This is a genomic window from Pedococcus sp. P2_E2, assembly GCF_056403955.1.
Genome location: NZ_JBFUEM010000001.1, coordinates 340,165 through 361,129 on the forward strand (window position 1 = coordinate 340,165; position 20,965 = coordinate 361,129).

The 20,965-nt window shown below is 71.4% G+C and carries 19 protein-coding genes; 11 read left to right on the top strand and 8 right to left on the bottom strand.

Annotated features, from left to right (window positions below; translation table 11 throughout):
* The first annotated feature begins 15 nt into the window (after nucleotides 1–15).
* Entirely contained in the window at nucleotides 16–636 is a 621-nt protein-coding gene (locus AC1DWR_RS01605; RefSeq protein ID WP_477623409.1) for a histone deacetylase, read from the top strand.
* On the opposite strand, the gene AC1DWR_RS01610 is transcribed toward AC1DWR_RS01605, so the two are convergent.
* From AC1DWR_RS01610 to AC1DWR_RS01630, 5 genes are all read right to left on the bottom strand, one after another.
* Nucleotides 614–2,590, bottom strand: coding sequence for a thioredoxin domain-containing protein (locus AC1DWR_RS01610; RefSeq protein ID WP_477623410.1), 1,977 nt, complete (start codon nucleotides 2,588–2,590; stop codon nucleotides 614–616). The genes AC1DWR_RS01605 and AC1DWR_RS01610 overlap by 23 nt on opposite strands.
* 92 nt (nucleotides 2,591–2,682) lie before the next feature.
* Nucleotides 2,683–3,453: a L,D-transpeptidase gene (locus AC1DWR_RS01615; protein ID WP_477623411.1), complete on the bottom strand. Its 771-nt coding sequence runs from the start codon at nucleotides 3,451–3,453 to the stop codon at nucleotides 2,683–2,685.
* 5 nt (nucleotides 3,454–3,458) lie between these two features.
* Nucleotides 3,459–4,304 carry an ice-binding family protein gene (locus AC1DWR_RS01620; protein ID WP_477623412.1) on the bottom strand — a complete coding sequence of 282 codons (846 nt, stop codon included), beginning with the start codon at nucleotides 4,302–4,304 and terminating at the stop codon, nucleotides 3,459–3,461.
* Between the two features lie 170 nt (nucleotides 4,305–4,474).
* The gene (locus tag AC1DWR_RS01625; RefSeq protein WP_477623413.1) at nucleotides 4,475–7,081 is read right to left on the bottom strand and encodes a hybrid sensor histidine kinase/response regulator; all 2,607 of its coding nucleotides are present in this window, start codon (nucleotides 7,079–7,081) and stop codon (nucleotides 4,475–4,477) included.
* Nucleotides 7,078–7,494: a response regulator gene (locus tag AC1DWR_RS01630; protein WP_477623414.1), complete on the bottom strand. Its 417-nt coding sequence runs from the start codon at nucleotides 7,492–7,494 to the stop codon at nucleotides 7,078–7,080. The genes AC1DWR_RS01625 and AC1DWR_RS01630 overlap by 4 nt, the downstream gene beginning before the upstream one ends.
* A gap of 234 nt (nucleotides 7,495–7,728) precedes the next feature.
* Here AC1DWR_RS01630 and AC1DWR_RS01635 point away from each other — a divergent pair, with 234 nt between their 5' ends.
* Genes AC1DWR_RS01635 through AC1DWR_RS01655 form a run of 5 tightly spaced genes read left to right on the top strand, consistent with a single transcriptional unit; the run spans nucleotide 7,729 to nucleotide 13,023 of the window.
* On the top strand, nucleotides 7,729–8,091 hold the full coding sequence (locus tag AC1DWR_RS01635; protein WP_477623415.1) for a response regulator: 363 nt from the start codon (nucleotides 7,729–7,731) through the stop codon (nucleotides 8,089–8,091).
* Complete coding sequence (locus AC1DWR_RS01640) at nucleotides 8,091–8,444, top strand: Hpt domain-containing protein (protein WP_477623416.1); 354 nt, start codon at nucleotides 8,091–8,093, stop codon at nucleotides 8,442–8,444. Before AC1DWR_RS01635 ends, AC1DWR_RS01640 begins: the two co-directional genes overlap by 1 nt.
* 23 nt (nucleotides 8,445–8,467) lie before the next feature.
* Entirely contained in the window at nucleotides 8,468–9,430 is a 963-nt protein-coding gene (locus tag AC1DWR_RS01645) for an alpha/beta fold hydrolase (protein ID WP_477623417.1), read from the top strand.
* A complete protein-coding gene (locus tag AC1DWR_RS01650) occupies nucleotides 9,427–11,592 on the top strand; it encodes a molybdopterin-dependent oxidoreductase (protein WP_477623418.1) in 2,166 nt (721 codons plus the stop codon). Before AC1DWR_RS01645 ends, AC1DWR_RS01650 begins: the two co-directional genes overlap by 4 nt.
* An 18-nt stretch (nucleotides 11,593–11,610) precedes the next feature.
* Complete coding sequence (locus AC1DWR_RS01655) at nucleotides 11,611–13,023, top strand: wax ester/triacylglycerol synthase family O-acyltransferase (RefSeq protein WP_477623808.1); 1,413 nt, start codon at nucleotides 11,611–11,613, stop codon at nucleotides 13,021–13,023.
* On the opposite strand, the gene AC1DWR_RS01660 is transcribed toward AC1DWR_RS01655, so the two are convergent.
* Entirely contained in the window at nucleotides 12,968–14,389 is a 1,422-nt protein-coding gene (locus tag AC1DWR_RS01660) for a cation:dicarboxylate symporter family transporter (RefSeq protein WP_477623419.1), read from the bottom strand. The genes AC1DWR_RS01655 and AC1DWR_RS01660 overlap by 56 nt on opposite strands.
* Before the next feature lie 109 nt (nucleotides 14,390–14,498).
* Here AC1DWR_RS01660 and AC1DWR_RS01665 point away from each other — a divergent pair, with 109 nt between their 5' ends.
* Entirely contained in the window at nucleotides 14,499–16,115 is a 1,617-nt protein-coding gene (locus AC1DWR_RS01665) for a sensor histidine kinase (RefSeq protein WP_477623420.1), read from the top strand.
* Between the two features lie 25 nt (nucleotides 16,116–16,140).
* A complete protein-coding gene (locus AC1DWR_RS01670; RefSeq protein WP_477623809.1) occupies nucleotides 16,141–16,839 on the top strand; it encodes a response regulator in 699 nt (232 codons plus the stop codon).
* Between the two features lie 15 nt (nucleotides 16,840–16,854).
* On the opposite strand, the gene AC1DWR_RS01675 is transcribed toward AC1DWR_RS01670, so the two are convergent.
* Together AC1DWR_RS01675 and AC1DWR_RS01680 are read right to left on the bottom strand one after the other, a co-directional pair.
* A complete protein-coding gene (locus AC1DWR_RS01675; protein ID WP_477623421.1) occupies nucleotides 16,855–17,799 on the bottom strand; it encodes an aminoglycoside phosphotransferase family protein in 945 nt (314 codons plus the stop codon).
* On the bottom strand, nucleotides 17,796–18,818 hold the full coding sequence (locus AC1DWR_RS01680) for a DUF4439 domain-containing protein (protein WP_477623422.1): 1,023 nt from the start codon (nucleotides 18,816–18,818) through the stop codon (nucleotides 17,796–17,798). The genes AC1DWR_RS01675 and AC1DWR_RS01680 overlap by 4 nt, the downstream gene beginning before the upstream one ends.
* A gap of 100 nt (nucleotides 18,819–18,918) precedes the next feature.
* Here AC1DWR_RS01680 and rimP point away from each other — a divergent pair, with 100 nt between their 5' ends.
* From rimP to AC1DWR_RS01695, 3 genes are all read left to right on the top strand, one after another.
* Nucleotides 18,919–19,458: a ribosome maturation factor RimP gene (rimP, locus tag AC1DWR_RS01685; RefSeq protein ID WP_477623423.1), complete on the top strand. Its 540-nt coding sequence runs from the start codon at nucleotides 18,919–18,921 to the stop codon at nucleotides 19,456–19,458.
* A gap of 1 nt (nucleotide 19,459) precedes the next feature.
* On the top strand, nucleotides 19,460–20,548 hold the full coding sequence (gene nusA / locus AC1DWR_RS01690) for a transcription termination factor NusA (RefSeq protein ID WP_477623424.1): 1,089 nt from the start codon (nucleotides 19,460–19,462) through the stop codon (nucleotides 20,546–20,548).
* A gap of 95 nt (nucleotides 20,549–20,643) precedes the next feature.
* Nucleotides 20,644–20,901 carry a YlxR family protein gene (locus AC1DWR_RS01695; RefSeq protein ID WP_477623810.1) on the top strand — a complete coding sequence of 86 codons (258 nt, stop codon included), beginning with the start codon at nucleotides 20,644–20,646 and terminating at the stop codon, nucleotides 20,899–20,901.
* The last annotated feature ends 64 nt before the right edge of the window (nucleotides 20,902–20,965 follow it).

The following is a 20,965-nucleotide window of genomic DNA, read 5'->3' on the forward strand; positions in this document are numbered from 1 at the left end:
TGGCATGGTGGAGGTGTGCAGGTCTGGTACGCGAGCTATGGCAGCAACCTCTCCCGCGACCGCTTCCAGTGCTACCTGGGCGGCGGTCGGCCTGAGGGCGCGAGCCGCACCTACCCGGGCGCCCGCGACCAGAGTCCTCCCCAGGACGACCGCGCGCTGACGTTGCCGGGCGAGCTGGTCTTCGGGTGGGATTCGCCGACGTGGGGTGGCGGGATCGCCTTCTACGACGCCGACACGGCGGGCACGACGCTGGCGCGCGCCTACCTCGTGACCGAGCAGCAGTTCGCCGACGTCGCTGCCCAGGAGATGCATCGGGCGCCGGGCGCAGACCTCGATCTCTCGCACGTGCTCGAGCACGCGCGGCACGAGGTGGGGCCGGGTCGTTACGAAGCCCTCCACCTGGTCGGCGAGCTCGAGGGGACGCCGGTCCTCACCTTCACGACGCCGGATCCGACTGCGGTGCAACCCAACTCACCGACACCCGCCTACCTGCGAACGCTCGCCGCAGGCGTCCGCGAGGCCCACGACCTGTCGGACGACGAGCTCACGGACTACCTGCTCGGGCGCCCGGGCATGCAGCCCGACTGGGATGCGGCCCGGCTGACCGAGCTCGTCAGCGAGCCAGCGCCGCGGTGAGCGCCGCGACGTCCGTCACCGGGGCGTCGCACACGAAACCACGGCACACATATGCCGCGGCGCCACCACCGACGAGGGGCCGCTGGGCGAGGAGCGGGTGCCCCGGGGCATCGGGCTCGCCCTGCACCACGACCAGTCCGGGTGAGGCCGAGCGGCGCGCGACTCCGGCCAGGGCGTCGGCATCGGCGCCCGTGCCGACGACGGCAACCTGCAAGGGGCCGGTGACCGACGCCTCGGCCACCGAAAGCGTCCAGCCTGCGAAGCGCGGGTCGCGCAAGGCCAGCTGCCCTGCTGCTGAGAGCCCTGCCTCTGCCCGGTCTCTCATCGCTGTGTCCCCGGTCAGGGCCGAGCAGGTGAGGAGGGCGCCGGCCAGCGCCGACTGGCCTGATGGTTCGGCGTTGTCGGCGGCGCTGCGCGGGCGGGTGAACAGCGCCTCGGCGTCATCACTGGTGTCGTGGAACCCGCCGTCGTCAGCGGCGAAGTGCTCGACCGCCGTGGTGAGCAGATCTCGTGCGGTCGCAAGCCATTTCGCGTCGCCGGTGGCCTGGTGCAGCGCGAGCAGCCCCTCCGCCAGGTTGCCGTAGTCGTCGGCCACACCGGCGGCGGTTCCGACCGTGCCAGCCCTCGACGTCCGGCGCAGGCGGCCGTCGACGACGTGGGTCGCGACGACGAACTCAGCGCACGCCGCGGCGGCCTCGACGAGGTCGGGCCTGCCGAGGACGGCACCCGCGTCGGCGAGCCCGGCGATGGCCAGACCGTTCCACGAGGTGACGATCTTGTCGTCGCGGCCGGGCTGCGGGCGTGCCTGGCGTGCCTCGAACAGCCGGCGTCGCGCGTCGGCCCACCAGGCCCCGTCGTCAGGGTCGGCCGGCAGCTGGAGGGTGGACGATCCGTGCTCGAACGTGCCGCCGGTGGTCACGGTGAGCAGGGTGGCCGCCCGAGCGCCGTCGTCGTCACCGAGGACCTCGGCCAGCTGGGCCGGTGTCCACGCGTAGGTCAGGCCCTCGACGCCGTCGGTGTCCGCGTCCAGCGCCGAGGCGAAACCGCACTCGTCGGTGCGCAGGTCTCGGAGCAGGAACTCGGCAGTCTCCAGGGCGACGCGGCGAGCCAACGGGTCCTCGGTGATCCGGTGCAGGTGGGTGTAGACCCGGAGCAGCTGGGCGTTGTCGTAGAGCATCTTCTCGAAGTGGGGAACCACCCAGCGCGCGTCGACGGAGTAGCGCGCGAACCCGCCCGCGAGCTGGTCGTAGATGCCGCCGCGTGCCATCGCCTCGCAGGTGCTCGCCGCCATCGCGAGGGCGTCCTCGGACCCGGTTCGGGCGTGGTGGCGCAGCAGGAACTCGAGCACCATCGACGGCGGGAACTTCGGCGCACCGCCGAATCCCGCTGCGCCGTGGTCGAACTGGCCACGCAGCTGCACCGCAGCCGCTTCGAGTGCGCCCTCGTCCAGCACCTGTCCAGTGACCGGGGCCGACAGCTCGCGGAGCCGCGAAGCGATGTGGGCGCCGCTCTCGAGGACGCGGTCGCGCTGGGTGGTCCAGGCGTCGGTGACCCCCGCGAGGAGCTGGAGGAACTGACCCTTGGGGAAGTAGGTGCCGGCGAAGAAGGGGTCGCCGTCCGGCGTGAGGACACACGTCATCGGCCAGCCGCCGTGTCCCGTCAGGGCCGTGGTGGCCGCCATGTACACCGCGTCGATATCGGGTCGTTCCTCGCGATCCACCTTCACCGCGACGAAATCCGCGTTGAGCACCCCTGCCACGTCCTGGTCCTCGAACGACTCGTGAGCCATCACGTGACACCAGTGGCACGCGGCATACCCCACCGAGAGGAGGACGGGGACGTCTCGCTCGCGCGCCTCGGCGAACGCCTGCGGACCCCATTCCTGCCAGTCGACGGGGTTGTCCTGGTGCTGCAACAGGTAGGGGGAGGTCGAGTCGGCCAGACGGTTCGGCATGGGTCCCACTCTCCCTCAGAGGCCTCGGGGAGGGCGAATGCGGGTGGAGCCGGTGCAGCGGGTGCTGGTGGCGCTGTGGGTGCTGAGCCTGCTCAGGCGATGGTGACGGGGGTGCCCAGGGGCAGGAGCTTGGCGAGGGTGGTGATGTCCTTGTTGCTGAGCCGGATGCAGCCGTGGCTGCTGGAGCGGCCGATGCTGGAGGTGTCACTGGTGCCGTGGAGTCCGATCTGGCCCGGACCACCGCCAAAGCTTGTGAGGACGTCCGAGAAGGCGGACAGGCCGTAGGCGTACGGGCCGTAGCCGGCGTTGGTCGGGGCCAGGAGCTCGGCCAGGAAGAACGTGCCCAGCGGGGTGGGGGTGCCCCCGGTGCCGGTCGCCGCGCGGAAGGTGGCGACCAGTCGCCCGGACTTGTAGAGCCGCAGCCGGTGAGCGGTGGTGGAGACAGCGATGCGGTACAGGACCCGCGCGGTCGACACGTCGGTGCTCCGCACCCAGCCGGTGGTGCCGTTCGGCCTGACGGGCAGGGACACCTGCAGCCAGGCTCCCTCGCGCTTCATGACCAGCAGCGTCCGGGGCGCCCCGTTGGCTTGGGGGTTCGACAGGGTGTGGGTCACCGGGCCGTCCGGCTTTGCGTACACGGGCAGGGGTTGCCCCACGGCGGTGGCCGAGAGGGCTGAGGTGGCCGACGGTGAGTCGCCGGTCCCCGGCGCCGTCGTGACTGCCGCGGGTGCACGGGTGGCGGTGACCGACCCTGTAGCGGTGGCGGGCGCGGGGCCTGCGGTCGGGGCCGTGGGGTTGCAGCCTGCCAGCACGGTCGCCGCCAAGGCGATCACGAAGAGCTGGGGCAGGCGTCGCCGGGGCATGACCTCTACCCGGTGAAACGGGCTCCTGAGCGCACTGGGACCGCAGCCCCTGCAACTCCCGGTGTGCCGGCGCCCGACGGGGTGGATGCAGCGGCAGTCCCGCAGCCCGGCCGCGTGATGGTGTTGCGGTCCAGCGTCACCGCGCCGGTGCGGGCCAGGAGTCGACCGGCAATGGTGGCGCCGGTGACTGCCGTGATCGAGGCCTGGGCCATCACGGTGCCGACGAAGACCGAGTTCGACCCCAGCGTGGTCGAGCTGCCCACCTGGAAGTAGACGTTGCACGGGCTGGCGCCGTTGATCAGCCGGATGCGGCTCCCGGAAGCGGTCACCAAGGTGCTGGCCGACTTGAAGACGAAGACGGCGTTCGGGTTGCCCTGGGCGTTCAGGGTGAGCGCGCCGGTCACTTCGAGCGTGGTCCCGCTGTACACGCCGGGAACCAGTGTCCTGCCGCCAAGCTCCGGAAGTACGGTCGCCGTGGTACTCCGCCCAGCGGCATCGTTGTAGGCGGTGGTGAGATCGGACTTGGCCCGCCGCGCCACCGCGTCGGCGCGGTGGATCGTCCCGTTGAACACCAGACCGGGAGGAAAGCCCACTACTGCGGAGCCTGGACTGACGCCAGCGCTTCCACTGATGCGGGACGCTCCGGTGTTGGTGATGGTCGATCCGGCCAGCACCGCGAAGCTGGCCGCAGTGCCCAGCCCGACGGGAGCGGTGGCCGCTTCCGCGGGTCGCGTCCCCACGAAGCCGACCACGAGTGCGATGGCCAGCCCGCAGGCGACGGTCAGAAGCCGGCGGCTGCGGTGAGTGGGAAGGGAGGCGGCAGAAGGGATGGAGATGCGACGTGTGGCCACGGTGGGCGCCCTAACAGAAAGGAAATGCTGCGGACGGCCGAACCAGTTGGGGGCGCTGCCCGCGCGAATCTTCCCCGCTGTTGCTCGTGTTGAGGGTCGCCCCCTTTCTACGGTTTGTCAAAGGGGCGTTGGCCTGCCACGACTCGTGGGATGGCTCCGCTGTCGGGGATTCAGGCTGGGGTGGGGGACGTGATGGTCCGCAGGAGTCCGATGACCTGTCGCTCGAAGTCCTCCGGAGACTCTCCCGCCTTGGTCACGAACCGGGTCTCGCCCAGGCGCAGCCGGCGCCGGTCGGTCTCGTCGAGCTCCCTGCCGGTGTAGACGACCATCGGCAGGGACCGCAGCCGTTCGTCGCGGCGCAAGGCGCTGACGACGGCATACCCGTCGATGTCAGGCAGCCCCAGGTCGAGGACGAGCAGGTCAGGTGCCACCTCACGGCTCATGGCCAGGGCCTGCATCCCGGTGTGGGCCACGCGGGCGTGGACCCCGTGGTCGGTGAAGAAGCCCTTGAGGACCTCGCCCAGGTCCTCGTCGTCCTCGATGACGAGGACGCTGGTGGTGGCGTCGGTGCCCAGCGCCTTGCGTAAGGAGCTCATCAGGGCGCCCTGGTCGACGGGTTTGGTCAGCCAGGCGGATGCGGTGGGGACGGCGTAGTCGTCCGGGGCCAGCGCGCTGAGGATGACGACCGGGATGTGCGCGGTTGCCGGGTTCGCGCCGAGGGCGGCGATGGTCTCCCAGCCCGACATCCCCGGCATGCGCAGGTCCATCAGGATCAGGCTGGGTGCCTGGCCGGTGGCAAGCTCCAGGGCCTGTTGGCCGGTGCGGGCGGTCAGGGTGGAGTAGCCGTGGGCTTCGAGCATGGCGGCGAGGACTTCCACGATGTCCGGGTCGTCGTCGCAGATCAGGACAGCGCCCACCGGCCTGGGTCCCGCCTGCTCGTCCTCCACCTGAGCCGGGGCGGCCGGCAGGATGAACGTCAGGGTGCTGCCCGACCCCGGTGTGCTGGTCGCCCAGATCCGGCCGCCGTGCTGTTCGACGATGCCACGGCAGATGGGGAGGCCGAGACCGGTGCCGGTCTTGGCGCGGGTGTCCGAGGCGTCCACCTGGGCGAACCGGTCGAAGATGGTCTCGAGCTTGTCGGCGGGGATCCCGGGGCCCTGGTCGGTCACGGTGAACAGGACCATGTCGTCACCACCGGCCTCGGGCGACGCCGGCCCGGCGTGGACCGTCACCACCCCACCTTCGGGGGAGAACTTCACCGCGTTGCTGAGCAGGTTCGCCAGCGTCTGGGCGATCCTGTCCCGGTCGGCGAGCACGAAGGCGTCGCTGTGGTTCGCGCTGAGCGTCACCCCCGCCTGCTGCGCCATCGCACGCATCTCCTCGAGGGCCGCAGCGACCAGCTCGTCCACGGACAGCAGCTCCAGGTCGAGCTCGAGCTTTCCGGCGGACAGCTTCTCCACGTCGAGGATGTCGTTGACCAGGCGGACCAGGCGCTGGCAGCTGTTCAGCGCGACATCGGCCATCCGCTGCGCCTTGGGCGGCAGGGTTCCCACGGCGCCGCCGGCCATCAGGCCGAGCGCGCCGCGGATGGACGTCAGGGGAGTGCGCAGCTCGTGGCTGATGACGCCGACGAACTCGTCCTTCATCCGCTGGACCACGCGCTGCTCGGTGACGTCCTGCACCGTGCCGACCAGGCGAACGATGGTGCCGGAGTCGTCGCGCACCGCCCGCCCCATGGCCCGGACGTCGCGGACGGTGCCGTCGGGGCGCACGATGCGGTACTCCGAGTGGATATCACGCTGCGCGGTGGCTGCTTCCTCCTGGGCCCGGACGACGTCGGCGGCATCCTCAGGGTGGACGCGGGCGGTGAACAGGTCGGCGTGATCGCCCTCGGTGTCCGGGTGGATGCCGAGGATGCGGTAGAACTCGGCGCTCCACTGGGTCTGCCCGCTCGCGAGGTCCCACTGCCAGCTGCCGATGTGAGCGAGCTGTTGGGCGTCCTGGAGCTCGGCGTTGCTGAAGGCCAGCTGTTCGGCGTTCTCCTCCACGCGCCGCAAGAGAGCCTCGTTCCCGACACCGAGGCGGTACAGCGCGAAGGCAAGCAGCAACATCGCGCCCAAGGTCGCGGCCGCGACGATGGCCGTCCAGCGGATCGCCGTCTCCTGCCGACGGTCGGCTGCCCTGTTCGCCGTGCCGGCCTCACGGGCCAAGGCGGCCGTCAACGTCGACTGTGGCCCCCCCAGCTCGTCGAAGGCGTCGTCGAAGGCCGCGTGCTCCTCACGAGCCCGGCTCGGTGACGTGGTGGCCAGATCGGTCAGCCGGACGGCCTCGGCGGCGTAGGCCCTCAGCCTCGTATCCAGGGCGCGGACGTCCGGGGCGAGCGTGCTGTCCAGTGTCGACGCGGCCAGCCTGCGCAGGTCGTTCTCGAGCCGGGCGACGTGGGTCCGGGTGCGGGCAGCGAGCTCGGCGCCGGTCTCGTTGTTGCCCCCGAAGGCCTCGAGCGACTCGAGCACGTCGCCGTGGAGGGTGGCGTACATCAGGTTGGCATCCTGCTGGTACTGCTGGGCCGTGAGCAGGCCGGTGGCCTTGGCGTGGGCGCGCTCAACAGCCGCAAAGCCGGTCAGGGCAGTGGTGACCACGAGCAGCGGGAGGATGATCGCGACCACCGCCGCCACGAGCAGGGCGCGGCCCAGCGGCAGGCCGCCGAGCGGGTCGCCCGACCGGAGCCGGCGCACCCACGCGGGACCTCGCTGCGCGTCGGCGGTGGCGGTCGTCACGACCAGCCCAGCATCGAGGCCAAGGTTCCCGGCAGGAGCATCGGGTCGAACGGCTTGCTCAGGACGCCGACCACCGGCAGTGCGGACAGGTCCGGCTGCCCCTTTCCCTGGGCCTTCGCCGTGAGCAGGACGATGGGTATGCCGGCTGTCACCGGGTTCTCGCGCAACGCCACAGCAGTCGTGGGGCCGTCCATGCCGGGCATCATCACGTCCATCACGATGGCATCGGGTCGTTCCGACACCGCCCGGTCCAGCCCCTCCTGGCCGCTGCTGGCCGTGGTCACCTGCCAGCCTCCCACCGCTTCCAGGCACATCTGGGCCACCTCGAGGATGAGCTCGTCGTCGTCGACGACGAGAACCCGTCGGGCCCCCACCCCTGTCGGTCCCGCGGCACCACCCCCGGCGTCGCTCATCGAGTGCGCTGGTCGCTCGCTGGTGCTTTTGTCCTCATGCGCACAGTGTGCCCTCTATCTGACCCTGCGGCACCGGTTCGCGGCCAACGCGCAGTGTGTGCGCCAGCCGGTCGAGTGTGCGCAGGGGGTGAAGGTGCTGCACACTGGCCAAATGGCCGCAAAACCACTCCCATCCCAGCACCCCTGCAGGTGAACGGGGCCGCGCACGGTTCTCAGGAAGGCGTTGCCCGCCGAGTGCTGGTCGTCGACGACGACGAGCTCATCCTCGAGGTGGCGCAGATGAGCCTGGAGGTGGTCGGCGGCTGGATCGTCATCACCGCAGCCGACGGCCAGGAGGCGCTGGACCGCGCTCGCAGCGAACAGCCGGACGCGATCGTCATGGACGTGATGATGCCGCGCATGGACGGTCCCACGGCGGTGGTGGCCCTGCGGGCTGATCCCGCCACGGCCGGCATACCCATCGTGCTGCTCACGGCCAGTGTCCTGGCCGCCGAGCGCGCCGCCCTGGCGGCCCTGCCAGTGAACGGGGTGCTGCGCAAGCCGTTCGACCCGATGCTGCTCCCGGCTGAGCTGTCCACGATTCTCGGCTGGTCCTGATGCCCCCCGACCAGCCCATCGATCCGGAGACAGCGCTGCCGGCGATGGCATCCTTTCGTGACCGCGCCAGGCTCACGAACCTCGCGCGGGTGGAGGTCATCGCGGACGCCCTTCACCGCCTCGGTGACGGGGGCCCGGCCGACGACGCGCGGCTGACCGCGCGCCGGGCCGCACACTCCCTGGTGGGTTCGGCAGGCACCTTCGGGTTCGGTGAGGCGAGCCAGCTCGGTCGCGCCCTGGAGTCCCTGCTGGACGAGGCGGATGACGCCGAGGACGGACAGGTCCGGGCCCAACGGAGGCTGGACGTGGTCGAACGGTTGCGCGAGGCACTGGCGATCCCGACTTCTGGTTGAGATCCTCTGAGGGTGAGCAACAGGTGACAACAGAGACGGCATCGCGGCCCGCGAGCCTTCAGCTAGCCGAGCCCTGGGGCGGGACCGGGTGGGTCACCGACCTCGGCGGGCCGGTGCACTGGGTGGACTACGGCGGGCCGGACGAGGCGGACGACGCCACTGCGGGAGTGCCGATCGTCATGGTGCATGGCCTCGGCGGTTCGCACCTCAACTGGGTCGGGGTCGCGCCGCCGCTTGCTCAGAGGCACCACGTGTATGCCGTGGACCAGGCGGGTTTCGGACTCACGCCGGGGACCAACCGGTCCACCTCGGTGCAGGCGAACGCAGACCTCCTGGCGCGGTTCGTCAGGGAGGTCGTGGGGCGTCCCGCGGTTCTCGTCGGCAACTCGATGGGTGGGATGGTCGCACTGCTGACGGCGGCGGCCCACCCCGAGCTGGTCGAAGGGCTCGTGCTCATCGACCCGTCCATCCCGGTGCCACGGCAACGCCCGGACCTCGCGGTCAGCGCCACCTTCCTGGTCTACGCCACACCGTTCGTCGGTGAGCGTTACCTGGAGCTGCTGACCCGGCGGACCAGCGACCGCCAACGGGTCCAGAGCGTCGTCAACCTGTGCTTCGCCGATCCGAGTCGCGCCAACCCGGACGTCGTCGACGCCGGTGTCGTCCTCGCGGCACATCGCCGGGGTGTGCCGGGCCAGGAGGCGGCCTTCCTCGGCGCCGCGCGGTCTCTGATGAGGGTGCTGGCGAACCCGCGCCGGTACCGGTCGGTGATGCGCAGCATCGACAGGCCCGTCCTGCTGGTGCACGGCGAGCTGGACCGGCTGGTCCCCGTCGCGGCCGCGCGAGCCGTCGCTGCCGCGAACCCGTCCTGGGAGACGATGTTCCTCCCCGGAGTCGGGCACACCCCTCAGCTCGAGGTGCCCGACGCAGTCAGGGACCGGATGGTGACCTGGCTGGGAGACCACGGCTTCGCCCCGAGCCCATGACCACGGCATACCTGACCTGTCCGTTGTGCGAGGCCACCTGTGGCCTCGCCGTGACGCTCGACGGTGAGACGGTCACGTCCGTGCGCGGCGACGCGGACGACGCCTTCTCGCACGGCTTCATCTGTCCCAAGGGCGCTTCGCTCAAGGCGCTCCACGAGGACCCCGACCGGTTGCGCGGTCCCCTCGTGAAACGTGACGGGCACTGGCACGACGTGAGCTGGGACGAGGCGTTCGAGGAGATCGACCGACGGCTGGTGCCGATCATCGCCGAGCACGGCCCTGACGCGGTCGCGTTCTACCTGGGCAATCCCTCCTCGCACAACCTCGGGGTGACGCTCTACGGCCGTGCGTTCTACCGCGCAGTCGGCACCCACAACATCTACACCGCCGGCAGCGTCGACCAGCTGCCCAAGCACTACTCGTCCGGCTACCTGTTCGGCGACCCCATGACCATCCCGGTGCCGGACCTCGACCGCACTCGGCACCTGCTGATGCTCGGCGCCAACCCCTTGGTCTCCAACGGGTCGCTGATGACCGTGCCGGATGCCCGCGGACGGCTGAAGGCGATCCGCAACCGTGGCGGCAAGGTCGTCGTCGTCGACCCGCGACGGACCCGCACCGCCGAGCTGGCTGACGAGCACCACGCCATCAGGCCGGGCGCCGACGCCCTCCTGCTCTTCGGGTTGGTCAACGTCATCCTGCGCGAGGGCCTTGCCGACCTGCGCCACCTCGCCGACCACGTGACCGGGCTCGAGGCACTGACGGGGCTCGCCGCCCCGTTCACGCCGGACGCGGTCGCCGAGCACACCGGCATCGCGGCCCCTGAGATCGAGCGGATGGCCCGGGAGCTCGCAGCTGCGGAGGCTGCAGCCGTCTACGGCCGGATCGGGACGACGACGCAGGCGTTCGGCACCCTCGCCAGCTGGCTCGTCGACGTGCTCAACGTCATCACCGGCAACCTCGACCGACAGGGCGGCGCGATGTTCCCGCTCGCCCCGGCCGGACAGACGAACAGCGTTGCGGCGAAAGGCGATACGCCGAGCAAGGTGTGGCGACACGGGCGCTGGAGCAGTCGGGTGCGGGGCCTCCCGGAGGTGATGGGGGAGCTGCCCGTCGCGACCCTGGCGGAGGAGATCCTCACGCCGGGGTGGGGGCAGGTGCGTGCCCTGGTGGTCGTCGGAGGCAACCCCTGCCTCAGCACCCCCAACGCCGACCGGCTCCGTGCGGCGGTGCAGACCCTCGACCTCATGGTGTCGCTGGACGTCTACCTCAACGAGACCAGTGAGCACGCCGACGTCATCCTGCCGGGGCCGTCCCCGCTCGCCCGAGACCACTTCGACCTGACCTTCACCCAGCTGTCCGTGCGCAACATGGCGAACTGGAGTCCGGCCGCCATCGAGACCGACCTGCCCCAGGAGTGGCAGACCCTCCTGCGTCTGGCTGGAATCGCGGCCGGACAGGGGCCCAAGACAGACGTCGAGCGGCTCGACGACCTCCTGGCCGCGCAGACAGCGGCCCGCTACCAGCTCGACCCGGCCGTGAGCGAGCCGCGGCACGGACCTGCGCGGCTGCTCGACCTCATGCTTCGCGGCGGCCCCTACGACCTGACCCTCGCTGACCTCGAAGCCGCACCGCACGGACGCGACCTCGGACCTCTCTCACCTCGCATCCCTGAGGTGTTGCGCACCGCCAGCCGCACCATCGAGCTGACACCGACGGCCATCACCGACGACGTGGCACGGCTGGTCGCCGTGCTGGAGACGGCTCCGACCGGCGGCATGGTCCTCATCGGGCGGCGTCAGCTCAGCTCCAACAACTCGTGGATGCACAACCTGGCCCCACTGGTGCGGGGGGCCAACACCTGCACCGCCCACGTCCACCCCGAGGACGCGGCGCGGCTCGGGCTGCGCGACGGCGGTGACGCGGTCGTCCGCTCGCGGGCCGGGTCGATCACCGTGCCGGTGGAGGTCACCGACACGGTGCGGCCGGGCGTCGTCAGCATCCCGCACGGCTGGGGGCACTCCAGTCCAGGCGCCCGTACCGCGGTCGCGGCGTCGCACGCCGGCGTCAACAGCAACGTCCTCGCCGACGACCTGTTCGTCGACGCCCTTACGGGAACGGCCGCCCTCAACGGCATCCCGATCACCCTCACCCCAGCCTGAGGAGCCGTCGTGGACCGGATGAGCGCGATGGACGCGATGTTCTACTACATGGAGGGCGAGAACACGCCGATGCACGTGGGCGGGGTCTCCGTCCTGGAGGGTCCCGCGCCCGCCTACGGCGACCTCGTCCGACTTCTCGCCGCCAAGATGGACCTGGTCCCGCGCTACCGGCAGGTCATCAAGACGGTGCCGTTCCAGCTCGGTCGCCCGGTCTGGGTCGACGACCCGCACTTCCAGCTGCTCTACCACGTGCGACACACGTCGCTGCCGAAGCCCGGCGGACCGGAGCAGCTGCGCAACCTCGCTGGCCGCGTGTTCGCCCAGCGCCTCGACATGACCAAGCCGGTGTGGGAGGCGTGGCTGGTCGAGGGCCTCGCGGACGACCGGTGGGCGCTCATCTCCAAGGCGCACCACTGCATGATCGACGGCGAGGGCAGCACCGACCTCATGCAGGTCATCTTCGACGTCGAGCCGGAGCCGCAGCGTCGGGAGCCGTCGGACTGGTCGCCCTCGCCGTCCCCGTCCCTGGTCGCCCTCACGGCGGGGTCCTTGCGGGACTTCGTGACCGAACCCCTGCAGGCTCTCGGGGTGCCCAGCATCTCCGACCTGGGCAAGGTGCCCCTGGCGCTCGCCGGTGTCGGCGTCGCGGCCAAAGAGCTTGTCCCGCAACAGATCGCGCAACTGATTCCCGGTCGTGGGCAGCTCACTCCCGTGAGCATGAACGGCCCCCTCGGCCCCAACCGCCGCTGGGTCTGGACCGAGGCCACGATGGCCGAGGTCAAGACCATTCGCACCGCACTCGGCGGCACCGTCAACGACGTCATCCTCGCGGCGGTCACCCGCGGCCATCGCGACCTCCTGGCCGGCAGGGGTGAGCTGGTCCTCGACATGGTGGTGCGTTCGCTCGTGCCGGTGTCGACCCGCCAGGCGTCAGGACGCGGCCAGGTCAACAACCAGGTCACCAGCGTCGTCGTCGACCTGCCGGTCGGGGAGGAGGACCCGAGCAGGCGGCTGACCCTGATCCGTGAGCAGATGGACCGCAACAAGCGGGGGATGGGCGCGGTGGACGCAGCGGCCATCGTCGGGCTGGCCGACTACGCCGCTCCGACCCTGCTCGCCCTCGGCGCACGGTCGATGTCGCGGATGCCCAACAAGCTCACCCAGACCGGCACGACCAACGTCCCGGGTCCGCGGATCCCGCTGTACCTCCTGGGCCGCCGGCTCATCGGGTCGCACCCCTACGTGCCGGTCTTCGCCGGCGTGCGGGTGGCCACCGGGATCTTCTCCTACCTCGACACCTTCAGCTTCGGGATCACGGCCGACTTCGACAGCTTCCCGGACGTCGAGGTCATCGCCGACGGCATCCGCGCCGGCTTCAACGAGCTCGTGGCCGTCGCCGTGTCCGGCAACGGGACCGACCAGCCTGCCTGACCGTCGCCCACCCGTGGCCAGCGGTGCCGGGGCCCCCGTCGGGCTCGTGGTCGTCGATCAGCGTCGACTCGTCGAACGGCAGGTCGCCGGCGAGCACCGCGTCGAGCCGAGGTCGGTCCAGCTCGCCGACCCAGTGCCCGATCAGCACCGTCGCGATCGAGTTGCCGGCGAAGTTGGTCAGCGCCCGCGCCTCGCTCATCATCCGGTCGATGCCGACGATGAATCCGACGCCGTCGACCAGGTCGGGGCGGTGCGACTGGAGGCCGCCGGCCAGCGTGGCCAGACCCGCTCCGGTCACGCCTGCAGCACCCTTGGAGGCGATGATCATGAACACCAGCAACGAGACCTGCTGGCCGATGGAGAACGGCTTGTCCATGGCGTCGGCGATGAACAGCGACGCCATCGTGAGGTAGATCGCGGTTCCGTCGAGGTTGAAGGAGTAGCCCGTCGGCACCGTGATCCCGACGACCGGCCGGGACACCCCCGCGTGCTCCATCTTGGCGATGAGGCGCGGCAGGGCCGACTCCGACGAGGACGTCGAGAGGATCAGGAGGAACTCGCGGGCGAGGTAGCGCAGCAGGGCGAAGACGTTGACCCCGGTCACCAGCTTGAGCAGCGTCCCCAGGACGACGAACACGAAGAGCGCGCACGTGATGTAGAACGCGACCATCACCTGGGCCAGGCTCTTGAGCGCGTCGACGCCGGTGGCGCCGACCACGGCGGCCATCGCTCCGAACGCACCGATCGGCGCGACATACATGATCATCGCCATCAGGCGGAAGACGAGGCGCTCGAGGTGCTTGATGCCGACCAGGATCGGCTCTCCCGCGCGGCCCATCTTCTGCAGCGCGAAGCCCACGAGCAGAGCCACCAGCAGGGCCTGGAGCACCGAGCCCGACGTCAGCGAGGAGACGACGGTGTCGGGGATGAGGCCGAGGATGAAGTCGGTGGTCGTAGTGTGGGCCTCACCCACCTGCTTCTGGCCGGCGGCGGCCAGCGTGTCCGTGAGGTGAAGGCCGGCGCCGGGCTTGACGATGTTGCCGACCAGCAGGCCGATCGCGAGGGCGAACGTCGACATCGTGACGAAGTAGGCCAGCGCCAGACCGCCGACCTTGCCGACCTGGCTGGCCCTGCGGACCGAACCGATGCCCAGCACGATCGTGCAGAAGATGACCGGGGTGATCATCATCTTGATGAGGCTCACGAAGCCGGTGCCCAGCCACTTGAGCTTGACCCCGAACTCGGGGTTGACGAACCCGACGATGATGCCGAGGACCATCGCCACGATGACGGCGATGTAGAGGTAGTGCGTGCGGTCCCGCTTCGGTACGGGGCGTTCGACGACGCTGTCGGCGCTGGTGCTCACGGTGGTCTCCAGGGGATCGGGTCCCGGGCGCGGCCCGGGAGCGGTGAACAAGGACGAGGGTGGCCCCACGAGTGACTAGGGTCACGTTTGTGTTCATTGAGTTCCCGGTATGCCGGTGAGCGCACCTCGGTGGCTCACCGCACCGGCGCGGTGGAGCGTGGCGGCGCAGACCTTCGTGCTGCAGGTGCTCGTCGCGCTGCTCGTGGTCGGCGTGGGAACCCTCGCGGCCTACGCGCAGGCGCAGCGGGCCGGCACGCAGGAGGCGACCGCACGGGCGACCGCTGTCGCCGAGACGGTTGCCAGCACGCCCTCCGTCGTCGCGGGTGTCCGCACCGGTGCGCCGGGAGCCGGGCTGCAGGCGTTTGCCGAGGACGTGCGTCGCGAGACGCGCACCGACTTCGTCGTCATCATGAGCCCGACCGGCATCCGCTACACCCATCCCGACCCCCGGCAGATCGGTGGCCAGTTCCTCGGTCACATCGCGGCGGCCCGAGCTGGAGGCACCGTCGTCGAGGACTACACCGGGACGCTCGGGCCGTCCCGCCGGGTGGTGGTGCCCGTCCGGGCCGACGACGGGGCGGTCGTCGGGCTGGTGGCGGTCGGCATCCGCAAGGCAGCCGTGAGCGAGCGGCTGCGCGGCCAGCTCCCGGCGCTGCTGCTCGCCGGACTGGCAGCAGCCCTGCTGTCCGGCTTCGGCACCCTGCTCGTCAGCCGCCGGATCCGTCGCCAGACCCACGGCCTGGGCGAGGTGCAGCTGCGGGAGATGGTCGAGTACTACGACGCGGTGCTGCACGCGGTGACCGAGGGACTCCTGCTGACCGACCTCGACGGACGGCTCCGGCTCGCCAATGACGAGGCGGTCCGGCTGCTGGGGTTGCCGGACGACGCCCGTGGCCGCCCCGTCGCCGAGCTGGGGCTGTCCGCTCCCCTCCTGGCCGCGCTGACCGACGGCGAGCCACGGGAGGACGAGCTGCACGTCACCTCGGCCAGGGTGCTGGTCCTCAACAAGGCGCGCGCCCAGTGGGACGGCCGCGCACTGGGATTCGTCGCCACGGTGCGCGATCGCACCGACCTCGAGCACCTCACCGGCGAGCTCGACTCGGCCCGCGGGCTCACCGAGGCGCTGCGCTCGCAGGCCCACGAGTCGGCCAACCGGCTGCACGCCATCGTGTCGCTCATCGAGCTCGGCCATCCCGAGCGCGCGCTGGCCTTCGCCACCGACGAGCTGCAGGTCTCGCAGCGGCTCACCGACAGCGTGGTGGCGTCGGTGGGTGAACCGGCCCTGACCGCGCTGCTGCTGGGCAAGGCAGCGCAGGCCGCGGAGCGCGGCATCGACTTCCGGATCGCGGACGACGCGGTCTGGCCACAGGACGTCGCACCCGTGCGCGACGTCGTGACCATCGTGGGCAACCTCATCGACAACGCCTTCGACGCCGTCACCTCGGGGTCCGGCGAACGCCAGGTCGAGGTGAGCTCGCGGATCGAGGCCGGCCGGGTGGTGCTCAGCGTCGCGGACTCCGGGCCGGGGCTGCCGCCGGACGCCGTCGACGAGGCGTTCCGCCGCGGGTTCTCCACCAAGGAGCAGGGGGGAGCGGGTCGCCGCGGGATCGGGCTGGCCCTCGTGGCGCAGTCGGTGGCGCGCCTTGACGGGGTGCTGGAGGTGTCGGGGCCGCCGGGGGCCCGGTTCACGGTGCGCCTGCCGCTGGAGGCGAAGACGCGTGCCTGACGACGACCTGCCCGCCAACACAGCCCTGCCCGCCGACCCAGCCCAGCCCGCTGTCCTCACGGTCCTCGTCGTCGAGGACGAGCCGGTCGCCCTGGAGGCGCATGCGGCCTACGTGGGGCGGGTGCCCGGCTTCGTCGTCGCGGCCACAGCCGCCACGAGTCACGAGGCGCTGCGCGCCCTGCAGGCCACGCCGGTCGACGTCGTGCTGCTCGACATGAACCTGCCCGACCGGCACGGTCTCGACGTCATCCGGGCGATGCGCGCCGGGGGACACCAGGCCGACGTCATCGCGGTGACCTCCGCCCGCGACCTCGACGTGGTGCGCGCGGCGGTGTCCCTGGGCGTCGTGCAGTACCTCCTCAAACCGTTCGTCTTCGCGACCCTGCGCGACCGCCTCGAGGCCTACCGCGCCTATCGGACCCAGCTCGGCCACACCCAGCACCTGTCGACCCAGGCGGAGGTCGACGAGGTCTTCGCCGGGGTGCGCACCAGCAGCCCCACCGCGCTGCCGAAGGGGATGAGCGAGGATCTGCTGGCGCGCGTCACCCGCGCGCTGCGGGACACCGGACAGGGACTGTCGGCGACCGAGCTCGCCGAGGCCATCGGGGTCAGTCGCGTGACCGCTCGCCGCTATGCCGAGCACCTCTGCGACAACCGCCTCGCCGTACGCACCCAGAGGTATGCCGGTGCCGGGCGTCCCGAGGTGGAGTACCGCTGGCAGTGAGCGCGCTGAGCGGGGTCAGCCGTCGAGGGCCTTGAGCAGGGCGACGTTGAAGGACACCGCGTCGCGGTCGCCGTCCCCGGCCGCCCAACCTGCCTCCATCGCCGTGTGGACATAGGTCCACGCGAGGGCCTGGCCCTCGTCGATCCCGGCTGCCTCGCAACAGATCTCGAGCCGGCGCCGCACCAGGTAGCGGAAGGCCGCCCCGTTGCCGAGCTCGTCGGTGCGGTTGCGCAGCAGGGGCTGGATCTCGAAGCCGGGGTGTCCGGCCATGGCGTGCGGGTCGATGGCCAGCCAGTCCGGGCGACCCGACTCGGGCAGGCTCGCCAGCACGTTCTCGTAGTGCAGGTCGGTGTGCACCAGGGTCGCGTCGCACCCCGGGTCCGCGGTGAGGTCGCGGACCAGCGACGCAGTCCGCTCCAGCATGCGACGGGGCAGGGCTCCCTCTGCGGACTCCAGCCGCGACAGCTGCTCGCGGGCGAAGGTCGACAGGCGCCGAAGCCCCGCCGGGGCCGGAACGTGCAGCTGGCGGAGCAGCTCCCCGACGGTCTGGCAGGCCTGGTCGACGTCCACCGAGCGCAGGTCGCGGTCGGGGTCGAGGGCCTCCAGCAGGAGGGCGCTCCTGCCAGGGTCTGCCGCCACCAGTCGCACGGCACCGCGGCCGTCCCAGTGCCGCAGCACGAGCGGCTCGTCGCGCGACTCCACGTGGGGCCACACCAGCTTCAGGGCCAGCCGTTCGCAGTCGCGACGGACCGGCACGACGACGGCTGTCCACCCGGTCGCACCGACGCCCAGCGGTTCCAGGCCCCAGTCGTCGAGGACCTCCGCCAGCAGCCGGGGTAGCCGTGCGGACCAGTCGGCACCCGACGGGCCGCCCACCGCACCGTCCTGCGCCGAGAAACGGCGCACGGCGGAGCGGAACGACTCCGGGACGAGCTCGACAACGTCCTCGGGACGCGTCACGTGAGGCCGGGGAAGGCCGACAGCCGGACCCCCCACTGCGACGCCAGGACCTCGGTGTCGGCGAGCCACTGGACGAGCGCGCCGAGGGGACCGAGGTCGCCTCCGGTGGACCCCAGGTCCCTGGCGACGGACGCCCGCAGCTGGGTGAGCACCTGCCCGGCCAGCCTGCGTGCGGTCGCGGTCGTCGTCACGGGGAAGGGCAGCGGATAGCCCAGGGCAGGCGGCCCGGCGGAGGCGCCGGCGAGGGACTCCTGGTCCTGCGCGCGCGACTCCAGGGCGGAGAGGGTGGCCAGCGCCAGGGAGTGCTGGGCCCCACTCGGGGACTGGGCGGCCACGACCTCGAAGGCGTACACGGCGGCGCGGGTGCTCTCGAGGTACGAGGCTGCCAGGGAGGGGGCCGACCAGCTGGTCTCGGGCCACGTCGCCGGCGCGCCCAGCAGGGTCGCCGCGGCGGCCCGCTGGGCGAGCACGCTTCCGACCAGGGGGATGGCCTGCGAGGGCACCTTCGCCAGCGAGGCGATCGCCGTCGGGCCCAGGTCGCTGGCCTCCTCGGCGCCCAGACCCCTGGGACCCGGGACCGCAGGTGCGGTGCTCGTGCTCGCCGAGCCGGTGGGGTTTTCCGAGGTGCCGGACGCTGTGGCCGTCGCGGTTGACGAGGCCGACGGGCCGGCGGCGGCGGTGTCCAGCACCTTGCGCGGTACCCCGAGCCTCAGCAGCTCCGCCTCGAGCACCGACACCTGGCTGCGGTGCAGGGCGGCCAGCCGTGCGGGCACTCCGGTCGCCGGACCGGCCAGGGAGGTGGCCCGCGCGGCGAGGTCGTCGCTGTGCCGCCACAGGGCCAGCAGGAACGCCTCGCTCGGTATGGGTGCCCGAGTGGGGATGAGTGGCACGCTCGGCGCGTCGTCCTCGAGCCTGATGCCGCAGGCCGCGAGCGAGGCTGCCGCCATGGCGCCGAGCGCCAGGGTGAGCACGCGGCGCCGGGTGGGGCACGGCGGCCTACCGGCGTCGTCCTGGGGCATGGGCCGATCATGACATGCCCGCAGGTGCGGGCATGCGGCCCACTCACGGCGCAGATAGAGTGGCGGTGCACGGCCACCAAACTTCAGAGAGGACGAGTCAGTGAGCGTCAAGGAACAGATTCGTCCCGCCGTCGAGGGCCCCTTGCGTGACCTCGGCCTGCTGGTCGAAGACGTCGCCGTGACCCCCGCAGGCAAGCGTCGTCTGGTCCGCCTCTGGATCGACCGCATCCTCGACGCGACGGGTGACACGACGACCAGGACGCCGCCCCTCACCCTCGACGAGGTGGCCGACGCCACCCGAGCCGTGAGCGATGCCCTCGACGAGACCGGCGCGATGGGCGAGCAGCCCTACACGCTCGAGGTCGGGTCGCCGGGCATCGACCGGCCGCTGACCGAGCCTCGCCACTTCCGGCGCAACGTCTCCCGGCTGGTCACCATCACCCCGCTGGAGGGCCCGGCCGTGACCGGCCGCATCACCGCTGCGGGTGAGACGGGTGTGACCCTCGAGGTCCCTGCGGTCAAGCAGGTGCCGGCACAGTCCGTGGACGTGGCGTATGCCGACGTGTCCAGGGCCGTGGTGCAGGTCGAGTTCTCGAGGGCAGCCAGCGACGACGACGACGACGATTCTGAGGAGCACTGACATGGACATCGACCTGGCTGCACTGAGGGCGCTGGAGCGCGAGCGCGACATCTCCCTCGACATCCTCATCCCCGCGATCGAGCAGGCCCTCCTCGTGGCCTACCACCGCACCGAAGGCGCCTACCGCTCGGCGCGGGTCGAGCTCGACCGCAAGACCGGACACGTCATCGTCTGGGCCAAGGAGGAGCTCGAGCAGCCCGAGCCCCAGGCCGCCGAGCCGGACGGGGACACGGACTCCGACGCTCCGCCGGCGTCGGTCGAGCGCCCGGTCCGTGAGTACGGCCCGGAGTTCGACGACACCCCGACCGGGTTCGGCCGGATCGCCGCGTCCACCGCGCGGCAGGTCATCGTGCAGCGGCTGCGCGACCTCGAGGACGACGCGATCATGGGCGACTTCAAGGGTCGCGAGGGCGACGTCGTCGCCGGCATCATCCAGCAGAGCCCGGACCCCCGGGTCGTGACCGTCGACTTCGGCACGGTCGAGGGCATCCTGCCCCTGGCCGAGCAGGTGCCGGGGGAGAAGTACGTCCACGGGGAGCGGCTGCGCTGCTTCGTCGTGTCCGTGCGGCGCGGGCCCAAGGGTCCCCAGATCGGCCTGTCCCGCACCCACCCCAACCTGGTCCGCAAGCTCTTCGCCCTCGAGGTGCCCGAGATCGCCGACGGCTCCGTCGAGATCGCCGCCCTGGCGCGTGAGGCCGGCCACCGCACCAAGATCGCGGTGCACTCCAAGGTCGCGGGGCTCAACGCCAAGGGCGCCTGCATCGGCCCGATGGGCGCCCGCGTCCGGGCCATCATGACCGAGCTCCACGGGGAGAAGATCGACATCGTCGACTACTCCGAGGACGCCCGCACGTTCGTGGCCGCGGCCCTCTCGCCGTCGCGGGTCCAGTCGGTGCAGATCGTGGACCCGACGCTGCGTTCGGCGCGCGTGATCGTCCCCGACTACCAGCTGTCGCTGGCCATCGGCAAGGAGGGCCAGAACGCCCGCCTGGCCGCCAAGCTGACCGGTTGGCGCATCGACATCCGCCCTGACACCGCCCCCGTCGCGGCGTCCTCCGCAGGTGCGGATGACGCGTCCGATCGGCAGTAGGGGCTAGACTGGTGGTGACCGACCGGACTGGACTCCGGCCAGCGGCATCGCGCACGACCCTCCACACCTCGCACGGGCAACCGACCCGGACGTGTGTGGGATGCCGCCGGACGGATAGCTGGTCGGCACTCCTGCGAGTGGTCGCGGAGACGGATGAGACCGGAGCAGTCCGGCTGACTCCTGACCTGCGGCGTTGCCTGCCGGGGCGCGGCGCTTGGCTGCACCCCACGGGCGACTGTCTTGAGCAGGCCCTTCGCCGCCGGGCGTTCGGTCGCGCGCTGCGTGTCAGCGCCGCGCCGGATCCGGCAGCGGTCACGGCATACGTCGAGGGCCTGGACCGGACCACGAGCTAGGCAGTGTCATTGAAATGCAATCCCCCTCATCCCGAGGGAAACCGTCCGCCTCCATGGGCACCGT